Annotated in this window: 10 protein-coding genes; all 10 read right to left on the bottom strand. The window is 54.9% G+C overall.

From position 1 onward, the window contains the following. Nucleotides 1-87: 87 nt before the first annotated feature. A complete protein-coding gene (locus V3851_RS24285) occupies nucleotides 88-741 on the bottom strand; it encodes a YdeI/OmpD-associated family protein (RefSeq protein ID WP_331849029.1) in 654 nt (217 codons plus the stop codon). Next, entirely contained in the window at nucleotides 738-1,490 is a 753-nt protein-coding gene (locus V3851_RS24280) for a tRNA threonylcarbamoyladenosine dehydratase (RefSeq protein WP_331849028.1), read from the bottom strand. Before V3851_RS24280 ends, V3851_RS24285 begins: the two co-directional genes overlap by 4 nt. Before the next feature lie 75 nt (nucleotides 1,491-1,565). After that, complete coding sequence (locus V3851_RS24275) at nucleotides 1,566-4,025, bottom strand: glycoside hydrolase family 31 protein (protein WP_331849027.1); 2,460 nt, start codon at nucleotides 4,023-4,025, stop codon at nucleotides 1,566-1,568. A 60-nt stretch (nucleotides 4,026-4,085) separates the two neighbouring features. Beyond that, on the bottom strand, nucleotides 4,086-5,849 hold the full coding sequence (locus tag V3851_RS24270) for an alpha-glycosidase (protein WP_331849026.1): 1,764 nt from the start codon (nucleotides 5,847-5,849) through the stop codon (nucleotides 4,086-4,088). Nucleotides 5,850-5,903: 54 nt separating this feature from the next. Continuing rightward, complete coding sequence (locus tag V3851_RS24265) at nucleotides 5,904-6,746, bottom strand: sugar ABC transporter permease (RefSeq protein WP_331849025.1); 843 nt, start codon at nucleotides 6,744-6,746, stop codon at nucleotides 5,904-5,906. Continuing rightward, nucleotides 6,743-8,053 carry a carbohydrate ABC transporter permease gene (locus V3851_RS24260; protein WP_331849024.1) on the bottom strand — a complete coding sequence of 437 codons (1,311 nt, stop codon included), beginning with the start codon at nucleotides 8,051-8,053 and terminating at the stop codon, nucleotides 6,743-6,745. Before V3851_RS24260 ends, V3851_RS24265 begins: the two co-directional genes overlap by 4 nt. Nucleotides 8,054-8,144: 91 nt before the next feature. Then, nucleotides 8,145-9,473, bottom strand: a complete 1,329-nt coding sequence (locus V3851_RS24255; protein WP_331849023.1) for a sugar ABC transporter substrate-binding protein — start codon at nucleotides 9,471-9,473, stop codon at nucleotides 8,145-8,147. 169 nt (nucleotides 9,474-9,642) lie between these two features. Next, nucleotides 9,643-10,665 carry a LacI family DNA-binding transcriptional regulator gene (locus V3851_RS24250; protein ID WP_331849022.1) on the bottom strand — a complete coding sequence of 341 codons (1,023 nt, stop codon included), beginning with the start codon at nucleotides 10,663-10,665 and terminating at the stop codon, nucleotides 9,643-9,645. A gap of 144 nt (nucleotides 10,666-10,809) precedes the next feature. After that, nucleotides 10,810-12,588 carry an aspartate--tRNA ligase gene (gene aspS / locus V3851_RS24245; protein ID WP_331849021.1) on the bottom strand — a complete coding sequence of 593 codons (1,779 nt, stop codon included), beginning with the start codon at nucleotides 12,586-12,588 and terminating at the stop codon, nucleotides 10,810-10,812. A 130-nt stretch (nucleotides 12,589-12,718) separates the two neighbouring features. Continuing rightward, entirely contained in the window at nucleotides 12,719-13,963 is a 1,245-nt protein-coding gene (gene hisS, locus V3851_RS24240) for a histidine--tRNA ligase (RefSeq protein WP_331849020.1), read from the bottom strand. Nucleotides 13,964-14,334: the final 371 nt, after the last annotated feature.

Genomic DNA, 14,334 nt, shown 5'->3' with positions numbered 1-14,334 from the left:
ATACATACCCCACAAAGTGACGCGATGCCGGCACGAAAAACGCAGACCCGAAATGGATTCGAATCTGCGTTATTGATCGGCGAAAATCTATGCTTTGTCTTGCGGCCGCTTTAACTTCATCTCCAGCTTCTCCACCGATTTCGCCACCCGGTTTCGCCGCGTTTCCTCCCGTTTGGCGTCTTCGATCCAATCGATGTAGGCCTTGCGGTGGGAAGGGGCCAAGCCCGCGAAAAACCGCTCCGCCTCCGAATGGCCCTGAAGCGCCTTCGCCAGGTCTTCCGGCGTTTCCTTTACGGCCGCCGGGGTACTAGTCTTAGGCGTCCGCCCGGAGGAGGTGGCGCGCGGCTTCACGGCCCCGGCCGGGCGGTAGCGCATCGCCGACCATGTCTCGTCGATCGACACGAGCGCCACGCCTTCGTATCCGGCTTTGCGCACGGTCTCCCAGCCGTGATCGCGGTTTAGATCGGTCCCGGCTTTCACCCCGCCCTTCGGATAGCAGAGCCAGAGCAGCCCCTCGGGCTTGATCGCCTTCAGCGCCTCCTCCGCACGTTCCTCGACATCCTTCACGGAGGAGAAGAACATTTGCACATAATCATAGCCATGTTCTTTCTCTTGCCGGTATACCGCGGATTCGGCGGACAAGCCGAGCTGTGCCAAATACCCGTCCGGGGCGTTCAGAACCAGGATTTCCCCGTTTTCGGGCAGGCGCAGCTTCTTGATCAACTGCGGGTTCGGGTTCATACCGTGACCCCGCCTTTTTCGAGCAGTTCGCGCACCGCGACGCTGACCATGATCAGGCCGACCACGGGCGGCACGAACGAATTGCTGGCCGGCGGCTGCTTGGCTTTGCGGATCTTCGCCCCGGCCGGAGCGATCTTCTCCGTGACATCCTGCCGCGGTTTGACCGGCGGCTCCGTCGAGAACACGACCTTGACGCCTTTTTTGATGCCGTCCTCGCGCAGCTTGGTCCGGATCACCCGGGCCATCGGGTCCATATGCGTTTTGGAAATGTCGGCCACCTGGAATTTCGTCGGGTCCATCTTATTAGCCGCGCCCATGCTGGAGAGAATCGGAATTCCGCGCTTGCGGCACTCTTTGATCAAATGGATTTTGTACATGATCGTATCCGAAGCGTCCAGGATATAATCGATATCGTACTTGAACAGCTCCTCGTACGTTTCTTCCGTATAGAACATATTGAGCGCGATCGTCTCGCACTCGGGGTTGATCAGCTTGACCCGATCGCACATCAGATCCGCCTTTTTCTGGCCGATCGTCGTGGTCAACGCATGAATTTGCCGGTTGATATTGGTAATATCGACAACGTCTTTATCGATCATGATGATCCGGCCGACGCCGGTTCTGGCCAATCCTTCGACCGCCATCGCTCCGACGCCGCCGACGCCGAGCACGGCTACCGTACTCTTTTTCAGAATATCCAGCCCTTCGGCTCCGATCGCAAGCTCTGTCCGTGAAAATTGATGAAGCATGGTCTGCTTAACCTCCCAGTAGGTTTGGCATATCCATGGATAATGCCGCTCATGGTTTGACTTCATCCGTACGGCTTAACCTTCGACCACAAACCCCGCTTCTTCGCGATCCGCCAACCGAAGCTTGACATACAGATGATTGTCCTGTTTGTCATAATACCATCCCGTCGGTTCTTCCTCAAGATGGTGCAGGCTTGGAAGCGGAGAAATCCCCGAAATTCCTACCGGAATAAAGGACAAAGCATGAACGGTTATCAGCAGAGTTCTTCCGCCACGGGAACCAACCTGAAGCTTCGGTTCGCATCGGCAGCCGAACGTAAACCGGTTTTCCGTTTCTTCAAAACGTAAATTCATCAAATTGGACTTCCCGTGCTTGTAATCGCCGCTAATCCCGTCGTCCTCATAGAGGGCGAAATCTCCGGCGATTTGGCCTCCCGCCGCTTCGGACCCGCCTCGTCCGTAGAGATGGATATTCAAATCGGCCCATTCGGCGCGGCGGGTATGCTGTGCGGGAACCGTCAGCGGAAGGATCCCGCCGGCTTTGACGTAAAGAGGCAAGGTATCCAGCGGAGCATGGGCGATAATATGCTGTCCGCCTTCATAGCGGGCGCCGGTCCGGAAATCGTACCAAATGCCTTCCGGCAAATAGACGGTGCGGTGTTCGCGCCCCGGACGACAGACCGGCGCCACAAGCAGCGCGTTTCCGAGCAGAAACTGGTCGGACAGGTTAAACGTCCGTCTGTCCTGCGGATATTCCAGTACGAGCGGCCGCATGACCGGCAGGCCGCTGTTGGACGACTCGTAGAACAGTGAATACAAATAAGGCATCAGACGGTAACGCAGCTCAATGTATTCCCGGCAAATCCGCTCCACCTCTTCCCCGAACGACCAGGGCTCCTGTTTGCGGGTATCGATGGCGCTATGGTTTCTGAAGAAAGGGGTCAGCGCCCCGAGCTGAGTCCATCTTGCCAGCAGTTCGCCCGAGGCATGATGCATAAACCCGCCGGTATCGGCGCCGCAAAAGGCCACGCCCGACAACCCCAGATTCATGCCCATGGCCATGAACAGCTCCATATGCTCCCAATAACTGCGGTTATCGCCGGTCCAAACGGCCGCATAGCGCTGAATTCCCGCATATCCGGCCCGGGTAAGCACAAACGGTCTTTCTCCCTGCAACAACCGCTCCAGGCCCCGGCGCGTCGCTTGACACATCAGCAGACCGTAAAGATTATGCAGTTCTTCATGCGTCTTCGGAACGCCGCCGTTGCGGTGAAGCACCTGCGGATCGATCGTTTTCGTTGCCGTATTGAAGACGCTCGGCTCGTTCATATCGTTCCATATTCCGCTGATGCCGTGCTCCACATAGAATCGGTGAAGCGCCCCCCACCAATCCCTTACGGCCTCGTCCGTGAAATCGGGAAACACGCTGGCTCCCGGCCACACATCGCCTACAAATCGCTCCCCTTCCGGCGTCAAGCAAAAATAACCGGATTGGGCGCCTTCCGCATAGATCGCGTAGCCCTCCTCCGCCTTTACCCCGGGATCGACCACGGGGACGACGCGGATGCCCATCGCCTTAAGATCGGCGACCATTTGCTTCGGATCGGGAAATCGCTCCGGGTCGAAGGTAAACACCTTGTATTCGTCCATATAATGAATATCCAGATAAATCGCGTCGCACGGAATCTCTTTGTCCCGGAACGTCTGCGCCAGCCGCTGAACCTCTTCCTGATTCATATAACTGAATCGCGACTGGTGATACCCCAACGCCCACAGGGGAGGCATCTCCATCCGCCCGGTCAGCTCCGTATAGGCCGAGACGACCTCCTTCATCCCCGGCCCGGCAATGACGTAAAGATCGATCGTCCCGCCCGCGGTCTCGGCGTAGAAGGAGTCCGGCTCTTCCCGTAAATCGACCTCCAGCCTCCCGGGATGGTCGATGAACAAGCCGAAGCTGCCTTGCTCCGAATGCTGGATCAAAAGAGGGATCGACTGATACAGCGACTCCATGTCCGGCACGTGCGGATCGAATACGTCTGAATTCCACATCGCGTACCGCTCTCCGCGCTTGTCCAGATAACCGGTCGTTTCGCCCAGACCGTACACGGCCGCTCGGTCCCGCATCTTGCCGACACAGCGCAAGCGAGAGCCGGCATGGACCAATGCGTAGCTGCCGCACCCTATTCCGCCGGCATGTGCGATGTCTATGCTCAGCTTCGTCTTGTCCAGACATAGGCTGAATTCTCCGCTTTGGACCTCCACCCGATCTTCTCCTTCTTCTATTTTCCAGCCGGTTAGCGGTTCGTGCGGCAGCAACGCCGGCGTCGGAGGCAGCGCCGCGGAATCCCCGTCAAGCGAACAGGCGATCCGCAAGACGCCGGGAAGCACCCGCCACATCGTTAAGTTTCCCTCCTCTCCCCGGATGCTGATATACCGTTCACCTTGTCTCAAATTTAAATAAGGGCCAATCTCCCGGAACACAACGCCCGAGACTTCACCGATCTGATTGGGATGAATGGTTTCACTCGTTTGCATGGCCGCTCTCCTCTCCGTTTTGTCCTCTCTGGTTCGATATAAGGAATGACCGTTCAACGTTCAATTTCGTCGCATGGTCGATTTTAGGATCCGGAATGCATACGGCCCCAGTTGATCCACATACGTACCGTCTTGGAACCGCAGCCTTTCCCCGGTGAATACATCCTCCCAGTCTCCCCGGCTTTCTTGAACCCGTACGGACACGATCTCGGCTCCCGAGTTCATCGCCACCAGAAGCGTTTCGCCGCCCGAGCTGCGTTCATAGACAAGCAAGCGGGAGCTTTTGTCCGCAAAACGGAGCACGAAAGCGCCGGAAGTCAACGCCGGATGGCTTTTGCGCAGTCCGATCAGCCTTCGGTAAAACGAGTATAGCTCCAAGTCCTGCCGTGCGGGGTCCCAGATCATGCAGCGCCGGTTTTCGGGATCAAATTGGCCGCTTAAGCCGATTTCATCGCCGTAATAAATGCTGGGAGTACCGATAAAAGTAAACTGGAAGGCCGCGGCCAGCTTCAGCTTGCGCTTGTCGCCCCCGCAGAGCGTCAAGAGCCGGACCGTATCGTGCGTGTCCAGATGATTGAAGCAGGCTTCATTGACCTGTTTCGGATAGCGGGCGAGAAAACCGCCGATTTTATTCGCAAATGCAAATGAATCATCCTGCCCGAATACGAAGAAGTCCAGCATCGCGTTAGCCAGCGGATAATTCATGACCCCGTCGAACTGGTCCCCCCTAAGCCATTTCATTCCGTCATGCCAAACCTCGCCCAGAATATAGGCGTCCGGCTTCACTTCCTTCACAGCCTTGCGAAATTCTCGCCAAAACGCGTGATCGGGCTCGTTGGCCACATCGAGACGCCAGCCGTCGATGCCCGTTTCCACGATCCAATATCGACCAAGCGCGCAGAAGTAATTTCTCACTTCCGGATTTGCCGTGTTCAGCTTGGGCATCGTTCTTTCGAAAGCAAAGGTTTTGTAAGTGGGAACTCCGTTCGCCTTAACTTCCAGCGGCCAGGAATCAATATGGAACCAATCGTAATAAACCGATTCCTTCCCTTTGTCGATCACGTCCTGAAAATAAGGGAAGGAAATGCCGGAGTGATTGAACACACCGTCGAGGATGACTCGAATTCCCCGCGCATGGCAAGCCTCCACCACCTGCCGCAGCGTCTCTTTCGTTCCGAAATGAGGGTCGACGCGGTAATAATCCTCCGTATCGTATTTATGATTTGACGGCGCCGAAAATAAAGGTGTGAAATAGATGGCATTGATCCCCAAATCGCTTAAATAGTCAAGATGATCCATTACTCCTTGCAGGTCTCCGCCGAAGAAATTGCCGTATGACGGATTATCTCCCCATGGAGCCGTGGATTCCGGATCATTGGCCCGATTCCCGTTTGCGAACCGCTCGGGGAAAATTTGATAAAATACCGACTCCTTGACCCATCCCGGCGGGGTGTGATTATCGGCCGGATGAAGATAGGGAAATTCGAACAAGCCCAAATGCTCCGCAGGCGGCGCCGCATTAAACCCTTTTTCCGTATACCAAAGTTCTTCTCCTCCTCCGGACACAAGAAATCCGTAAGCCAGCCGGCCATAAGGTGGCTCCGCCTCGGCTTGCCAATAATCGAACAATTCATCGCTTGCCAGACGATCCATATGCTTTAAATCCATCTCGTTCCATGGTCTGCATTTGTCTCCGAACAGCACCTTAATCCACGGGCTCTCCCCGCGTTTGGTCCGGATGCGCAGATGGACGGTACGATCGTCGTATCCGTACGCCCAGCAATCATTCGGCCTATGGTATACCGCTTCCCGCGTAATCTTCACAATTTCTCAACCTCCATGCAAATCGTTATAAATTCCCCCAAGGCAAACTCCGCTTCACCCTTTATCCGCTCCGGCCATAAGCCCTTCGACCAGATAACGCTGCAAGAGAATGAAGAGCAGGGTCAAAGGAACGGCGACCAATACGCAGCCGGCGGCAAACAGGGTGAATTCCGTGGCGAATTTGCCTTGTACAATTTTGAACAGGCCGACGGCTAACGTTTGTTTCTCCGGCGTGCTTAATACCATATTGGCGAAAATAAAATCGACGAACCCGCCGCTGAACGAAGTAAGGGCAACATAGACAATCATCGGCTTGGAGAGCGGCAGCATGATGCGGCGGAAGACGGTAAAATGTCCGGCTCCGTCGATCCGGGCGGCATCCACCAGGCTTTGCGGAATCGTGTCAAAATAGCTTTTCACATATAGATAACCCATCGGGGCGCCGGCGGAGTAAACCAGAATCAGCGACAGATGCGTGTCCAGAAGCTGCAACTGCAGCAGCAAAATATATACGGCGATCATGCTCATGAACCCCGGAAACATGCCGATCACCAGAAGGCCGAGCATCAGCTTTTTCCGGCCCCTGAACCGGAACCGCGAAAACACGTATCCGGTGAGAGTCACGAGAAGCGTGCTGAAAATCATCGTAAAGAAGGCAACCTTGAACGTATTTATAAACCATTTGCCGAACGGGTACGTCCTGAACAAATCTTTGTAATGCTCAAGCGTGAACGAGGACGGAATCAGATGCTCGCTGTACAAGGCGTTTCCCGGCCGGAAAGAAGACATCACGACCCATAAGGCGGGATAAATGCATATTAACCCGATCATAGCCAGCCCCGCGTAACAAAAGAAATTACCCAAATTCAATCTTAAGCTTGCGCCCCGATTCCTCATCTGCTTAAATCCTCCTCTTTGAACGCCTTCGTTCGGCGGACGTTGAATACGGCGAAGGAAGCGACAATGATAAAGATAAAGATGCCGATAATGGACGCAAAATTGTATTTGCCGCTATCCATGGTCAATTTGTACAGCCAGGTGATCAATATGTCCGTGCTCCCGGCCGACTGGTAAGAAGGATTCGCCGGGTTGCCGTTCGTCAACAAATAAATCAGGTTAAAGTTGTTGATGTTTCCGGCGAAGGACATGACCAGCAGCGGCCCGAACGAAAACATGACGGACGGGAAAGTGATTGATTGGAACTGCTGAAACGGACTCGCTCCGTCGATTTGCGCCGCTTCGTAAAGATCCCGCGATATTGTGGAGAGAATGCCGATAATCATCAGCATCGTGATCGGAAAGCCGATCCAGATATTGACGACAATGACCGTAAATTTCGCCCAGAACGGATCGGTCAGCCAAGGCAGCCCGCCGAGGCCGAAGTACCCGAGATATTGGTTGATCGGACCGAATTCGCCGTTAAACATGTTGCGCATAATCAACAAAGAAATAAATTGCGGAATGGCGTACGGGATAATAAACAGCGTGCGCCAGAAGCCCTTGAAGCGAATCCCTTGTTTCTGCACCATCAGGGCGACCGCGAAGCCAACGGCAAATGTGGTCAGCGTGGCGCAAACCGTCCAGACCAGCGTCCAGAACGCCACACCGAAGAAGGTCTGATTCCAGGCTTTGATCGTGAAGATGTCCTTAAAGCCGCCGAAGCCGATCCAATCGACCAGTTTGGCGGGCGGCAAATAATTGGGCGCGGAATAGTTCGTGAACGCCAGCAGAATCATGAACAAGATCGGCATCACCGTAAAAAACACGACCAGCAGCACGGGTACGGAGATGACCATCTTCGGAAAATTGGCGTCCGCAAGACGATGAAGCGTATCTTTAAAGGTTGGAACCGGGTATCCTTGCTCCCGCCGTCTTCCGGTCGAATAGGCATCCCGGACATTGGCGGCGTACAGGCCGATCATAATGATCATCGCCAAAATCACGATCATGCCCTCGATCAGCAAGAAGATCGAATGGTCGCCGCGGACGTTGACATATACCTTTCCGACCCGCTCCAAACGATCCGCCTGTTCGCCCAAGGTTACGATGCCCCATACCGCTTTGGGGAGTAGCGTGGCCAGCCCGATGCCGGCAAGATGCAGCAGAAAAAATAAAATTCCCTTCGCGAACTGGCGGTTATAAAGCTGACCGAAGCCCATCGCGAGCAGCGACAAGACGGCCGCCCGCTTCCGATGCTGGATCATATGCGAATCATCTCCCATAAGTCAGAAGTGGGGCGCCATCCGCTCATCTGTTACCGGCGGACGACGCCGTTGAATGCATAGGGAAGATCACCTATTTATGCAGAGTTTCAATGCCTTCCCGGATACTGCTTACCGCGCTGTCCAATGTCCGCTGCGGATCCTCGCCTTTCCAGATCAGTTCCAGGGCGTTGGCCATCGGAGCCCATACCTGCTGCATTTCGAAGATGGACGGCATCGCGACGGAATGCTCGAATTGCTGTATCGCGCCGCTTACCATCGGGTTATCCTTGATCGCGGGCTCGTTCTCCATCCCTTTCCGGGCCGGAATAAATCCGGTCATTTCAAAGTTTTGCAGCAGCGCCTCCTGCGTCGTCACGTATCTGGCAAACAGCTTGGCCGCGTTCGGGTATTTGGAGTAGGCGCTTACATAATAGGCCTTGACGCCGGCAAACGTATTCGGAACCTCCCCGTTCGGAAACTTCGGCAGCGGAACCATGCCGGCCTCGAAAGGCAGTGACGAGAAGTTGCCGATATTCCATACGCCGTCCAGATTGATCGCCAGCTTCCCTTCCTGGAACAGCGCCGTCTTGACATCCGTCGTGGCGTCGGCAGCCTCCATCGGCAGGATTTCGCGCATCGACTGGAAGTATTTCATCGCTTCCACCGAGCCTTCATTGTTGAGCCCGATATCGTTCGGATCCGTGTTATTGCTGCCGAATACGTAACCGTGGTAGCCGGAGAAGAACGGATAGGCGAAATAGAAATTATTCAATTGCATCATGAACCCGTATTGCTTCTTGTCGATATCGTTGAACCCTCTGGAGAAAGCGATAATATCGTCCCAGCTCGCTAGGTCGCTTTCTTGAACCAATTCTTTGTTATAAAACAGGGCGTAAGTCTCCATATTTCGCGGATAGCCGTAAAGAATACCGTCCTTGGTAACGGCTTGCACCGCCGTCTCCTGAAACTCGACCTTCGTTTCTTCTTCGAAATAGTCGTTCGGCAGGACGAACCCTCCGGCCACGGCCTCGCTCAAGTTATCATGCGGCAGAACGAGTACGTCGGCGGCCAGTCCGGCCGGACCGTCGGTCTTCATCTTCTGCATTTGCTCCGGCGCCCCTTGTTCCTGCACCTCGACCGGGATGTTGTACTCCTCCGAAAACTTCTTGGCGATCTCCGCCAGGAACGGCAGTCCGTCCTTTCCGTCCCAAACGATCAACTGCGCCCCGGGCTCCGGAGTCAGTTCGTCGGTAACCGCATTTGCACCGGCAACGTTCGTTCCCCCATTTTCACCGGCTTTATTCTCCGTGTTTGGTTGTTGACCGGCATTTGTCACGTTTCCTTTACTCGGGGAGCAAGCCGCCATACTCAACACCAGAACAAAGGCGAGCATCAAAAGAGCCCATTTTTTCAATCGCATGCAATAAAACCACCCTTCGACAAATAATTAAACCGCTTTCAATGAAACTTTTAATCAAATTCCCATTCAAATGTTTAGCCAAACAAACGGTTTTTTTGAGAATCACCTCCTTAAATCTATTAAATAGATTAAACGTTTAATCAACGGTCAAAAAAATATAGTTTATTAACTATATTTTTCTAAAAGAATTCGTGCTTTGACGGACGATCAAGCTGACCGGAACGGTTACTCTCCTGCTGGTTGTAGCGGTTCCGTTGATCTGATCGAGCAGCATGGTTACGGCGGCCTGCCCTTTGCTCACAATATCCTGCCGGATCGTCGTCAGCGAAGGAATCATATATTGGGTATAAAAAATATCGTCAAACCCCACCACCGAGACATCCTCCGGGACGCGCATCCCGATATCGTGCATCCCCCGGATCAAGCCCATCGCGGACACATCCGAAAAAGCGAACACTCCGGTTATTCCGTCCTTATGGTGGCCGAGCCTTTGGGCCGCCTGATATCCGCCCTGAATGGACGAATCGATCTCCAGCACCAGGTCCGGATTCTCCGGAATTCCCGATTCTCTCAGCGCCCGCAAATAGCCCTGATACCGGAAATAGTTGACTCCGCCCTGCTCCAACCTGCCGGTTAGAACGGCGATCGCCCGATGACCCAAGCCAATGAGGTGCTTCGTTCCCAAATAACCTCCGGCTTCATCATCCAGGTCCACTTGGTACAGAGCAGGGTCCGACAAATAGCTGTCAAGAAATACGCATGGAACGCCGAGGGATAAAATTTTCCGGTAGGCCGGCGACTGCTCGTATACACCGACCACGATGAGCCCGTCCAGATGGCGGCCTCTCACGAACGAAAAATCCTCGTGCTCGTCAATCCCCAGCAATATGACCTGCACTTCGTGATTGCGTGCCCCGTTCTCCACCCCGCGGACAAGTTCCCAATAGAACGGGTTGTCCTGAAGGATGCCTTTTTCGACAAAAGGAACGACGACGGCGATAAGGTGGGAATTTTTATCCTTTAAGCTTCTTGCCGAAGCGCTGGGGACAAATTGCAGCTCTTGAATCACCTTATTGACCTTGTTTTTCGTATCCGCGGATACTCTGCCGGTCCCGTTGATCACGTTGGACACCGTAGCGATGGATACGTTGGCGATTTTGGCGATATCCTTAATTGAAACCTTATTCGACATTGTACTCTCCATATGATTAAACGTTACATCTTTTTAGTTTGATTAAATCATCGGCGTTAAATTTTGTCAATACAAAAATAACCACCGGACCCTCGGGTCCGGTGGTTATTCAGCCTAACTTTTATGCTAAGGCGCAAAATAACTTTATTTTTTCTCGTCGGCCGGCTTCTTGGCCAGCTTGATATGAAGCTGATCCAGTTGAGCCATGTCCACTTCGGACGGCGCGTTCATCAGCAGGTCCGTCGCGCTCGCCGTTTTCGGGAAGGCGATCGTCTCGCGCAGGTTCGAACGGCCCGCCAGCAGCATGACCAGACGGTCGAAGCCGAAGGCGATACCGCCGTGCGGAGGCGTGCCGTAGTCGAACGCATCCAGCAGGAAGCCGAATTTCTCCTGGGCTTCTTCCAGTGACAAGCCGATCGCTTTAAACATTTTCTCCTGCACTTCGCGCTTGTAAATCCGCATGGAACCGCCACCCACTTCGTAGCCGTTCAGAACAAGGTCATATGCCTGCGCCAGAATTTGTCCCGGATCGGTGTCGAACAGCGGCAGGTCTTCTTCGCGCGGACGGGTGAACGGATGATGTTCCGCCACATAGCGTTTTTGCTCTTCGTCCCAGCCGAGCAGCGGGAAGTCGACAACCCAGGCGAACTTGTAGACGCTGTCGTCGATCAGGCCGAGCTGGCGGCCGATCTTCAGACGCAGCGCGCCCAGCACGTCGGCTACAACCTTTTTGTTGTCCGCCGAGAACAGCAGCAGGTCTCCTTCTTCCGCGCCCGTGCGCTCTTTCAGCGCTTCAATCTCCTGCTCCGTGAAGAATTTGACGATCGGTCCGCGGAATTCGCCTTCCTTCACTTGGATCCAGGCCAGCCCCTTGGCACCGTAGCGGGCCGCATAAGGACCGAGATCGTCGATCTCCTTCCGGCTCCAGGTGCCGCAGCCTTTGGCGTTCAGCACTTTGACTTCGCCGCCTTTTTCGATGACGGAGGCGAACACCTTCACGCCGCTTTCGGCCACCAGATCGCTGACGTTGATCAATTCCAGCCCGAAGCGCAGGTCCGGTTTGTCGGAGCCGTATTTACCCATCGCATCCGCATAGCTGATCCGCTGGAACGGCGTAGGAATGTCGATGCCCTTCGTTTCCTTGAACAGGCGGACGACCAATTTTTCCATCATGTCCAGAAGCTCGTCCCGGCTCAAGAAGGAGGTCTCGATGTCGACCTGGGTGAATTCCGGCTGACGGTCGGCGCGCAAGTCCTCGTCGCGGAAGCAGCGGGCGATTTGATAATAGCGCTCGATGCCGCTGACCATCAGCAGCTGCTTGTAGAGCTGCGGAGACTGCGGCAGGGCGAAAAATTCGCCCGGATGCACGCGGCTCGGTACGAGATAGTCGCGCGCGCCCTCCGGAGAGCTCGCGGTCAGAATCGGCGTTTCCACTTCGATAAAGCCTTCACCGTCCAGGAAATCGCGGAATACTTTAGCCGCTTTGGAGCGGAGCCACAACGTTTTTTGCATTTCCGGACGGCGCAGGTCCAGATAGCGGTATTTCAACCGAAGCGACTCGTCCACTTCGATGCCGTCTTCGATGAAGAACGGCGGCGTTTTCGCTCCGTTCAGCACGTCGATTTCGGTAATCTGCACTTCGATTTCGCCTGTCGGCAAATTCGGATTGATGGTTTCGGCATCCCGTTTGACTACTTTACCGCTGACGGCCAGCACATATTCGCTGCGGACTCTATCCGCAATTTTTAGTGCATCTCCGGAATAAGCCGGGTTGAACACGATTTGCACCAGCCCGCTGCGATCGCGAAGATCGATAAACAGGACGCCTCCAAGGTCGCGGCGGGTTTGCACCCAGCCGTTCAGGGTTACGGTCTCTCCGATGTTGGCGGTGCTGAGCGCGCCGCATTGATGAGTACGTTTCATGGTAATACATAACTCCTTCATAACAATGTATTTTTTGGCGTATATGCCTTGAGTCGCTTCATTTCATGGCCGTGCCACTGCACAATCGGCCGCCGCTCGGCAGCACGCGATTTAAAAAACAAAATCGCCTCTACTTCAGTTCATCCGCCAGATTCACAAGCTTTACGGTGCGCTGCTCGCCCGTTTCCATGGACTTCAGGGCGATTTCCCCGCGCTCCAGCTCATCGTCGCCGAGAATGGCCGTGTAGCGCGCCTGCATACGGTCCGCGGATTTCATCTGAGCCTTCATCTTGCGGCCGAGATAATCCCGCTCGGCGGAGAACCCGGCTTGGCGCAGCTTGAACATCAGAGGTGTGATCTCTTTGTCCGCGGCTTCTCCCAGAGCGACAAAATACACATCAAGCGGTTTTATTCCGCTGAGGCCGATTTCCTGCTTCTCCAGAATGAGCGCGATCCGCTCCAGACCGAGCGCCATCCCGATGCCCGGCTGATCCGGGCCGCCCACCTCGGCGACGAGGCCGTTGTAGCGTCCGCCTCCGCCGATCGTATCGATGGCGCCGATTCCTTGGGCTTTATATTCGAACGCGGTGTGCGTGTAATAATCAAGTCCGCGGACGAGCCGGTGGTTGATGACGTAGTCGACCTCCATTGCCGTCAGCAATTCCTGCACCTTGGCGAAATGCGCCGTGCATTCTTCATCGAGGCTGTCCAGGATCGACGGCGCGCCGCCGAATTTGTCCTGATCGACCTTGCAGTCGAGCACACGCAGCGGATTGCGTTCCATCCGCGACTGGCAGTCCTTGCACAAGGTCTCCTTCATCGGCAGCAGAAACTCCAGCAGCTTCTCCCGGTAGGCGGCCCGGCTGGCCGGATTGCCTACCGAGTTGATCTCCACCTTGACTTCCTTGAGGCCCAGCTCGCGGCAGAATTGGAAGCCCAGCGCCACAACCTCCGCATCGATCGCCGGATCGGTCGCGCCGAACGCCTCGACGCCGAATTGATGGAACTGGCGCTGGCGCCCCGCCTGCGGCCGCTCATACCGGAACATCGGTCCGATATAATAGAGCTTGGTTACATCGGGCTCGCCGTACAATTTGTTCTCCACATAAGAACGGACAACCCCGGCCGTCCCTTCCGGACGCAGCGTCATCGACCGTTCGCCTTTGTCTATGAAGGTGTACATCTCCTTCTCCACGATATCCGTCGTTTCGCCCACCCCGCGCTCAAACAGCGAGGTCTGTTCAAAGATCGGCGTCCGGATTTCCCGGTAATTGAAACGCCGGCACAAATCGCGGGCCTTTTCCTCGATCAGCTGCCATTTTTCGACCGTACCCGGCAGCAAGTCCTGCGTACCCGTCGGTTTCTGAAACGTCATATTCGTCTCCTCCGTCTCTGTAGATTCATTCTTGTGCTTTCATTTCATAACGCCCCGGAAAATAAAAAAACTCCCGTCCCTGTTTCAACTTAAACAGGGACGAGAGATTGGTTGTCCAATTTACCCGCGGTGCCACCCACATTCCGAATGCCATAGGCATTCGCTCTAAGCGGTGTAACGCCCGCCCGCGCCTTACGTCTACTTTGGCCCGGGACGATAAAGGCAGGTCTCCGGTCATTTTGACGCAGGTTCTCGGGGAAGTCTTTCGTTCAATCATCACCGGAATCCTTCCAGCCAACCTAGTCCGGGCTGCAATCGTCAGCATCGCTAATCACATTGCAAAACCGTAAAGGCAGGGATTCCTCTCTGCG

The sequence above is a fragment of the Paenibacillus haidiansis genome, from assembly GCF_036553665.1.
GTDB classification, from domain to species: domain Bacteria; phylum Bacillota; class Bacilli; order Paenibacillales; family Paenibacillaceae; genus Fontibacillus; species Fontibacillus haidiansis.
Note: the sequence above shows the minus strand (reverse complement) of the source record. Positions and strands in the feature narration are given on the sequence as shown.

Excerpts from the sequence above, each read along its gene's own strand:
- V3851_RS24260 (WP_331849024.1), bottom strand. The coding sequence starts at position 8,053 with ATGATCCAGCATCGGAAGCGGGCGGCCGTCTTGTCGCTGCTCGCGATG.
- V3851_RS24275 (WP_331849027.1), bottom strand. The coding sequence starts at position 4,025 with ATGCAAACGAGTGAAACCATTCATCCCAATCAGATCGGTGAAGTCTCG.
- V3851_RS24250 (WP_331849022.1), bottom strand. The coding sequence starts at position 10,665 with ATGTCGAATAAGGTTTCAATTAAGGATATCGCCAAAATCGCCAACGTA.
- V3851_RS24265 (WP_331849025.1), bottom strand. The coding sequence starts at position 6,746 with ATGAGGAATCGGGGCGCAAGCTTAAGATTGAATTTGGGTAATTTCTTT.
- aspS (WP_331849021.1), bottom strand. The coding sequence starts at position 12,588 with ATGAAACGTACTCATCAATGCGGCGCGCTCAGCACCGCCAACATCGGA.
- V3851_RS24285 (WP_331849029.1), bottom strand. The coding sequence starts at position 741 with ATGAACCCGAACCCGCAGTTGATCAAGAAGCTGCGCCTGCCCGAAAAC.
- V3851_RS24255 (WP_331849023.1), bottom strand. The coding sequence starts at position 9,473 with ATGCGATTGAAAAAATGGGCTCTTTTGATGCTCGCCTTTGTTCTGGTG.
- hisS (WP_331849020.1), bottom strand. The coding sequence starts at position 13,963 with ATGACGTTTCAGAAACCGACGGGTACGCAGGACTTGCTGCCGGGTACG.
- V3851_RS24280 (WP_331849028.1), bottom strand. The coding sequence starts at position 1,490 with ATGCTTCATCAATTTTCACGGACAGAGCTTGCGATCGGAGCCGAAGGG.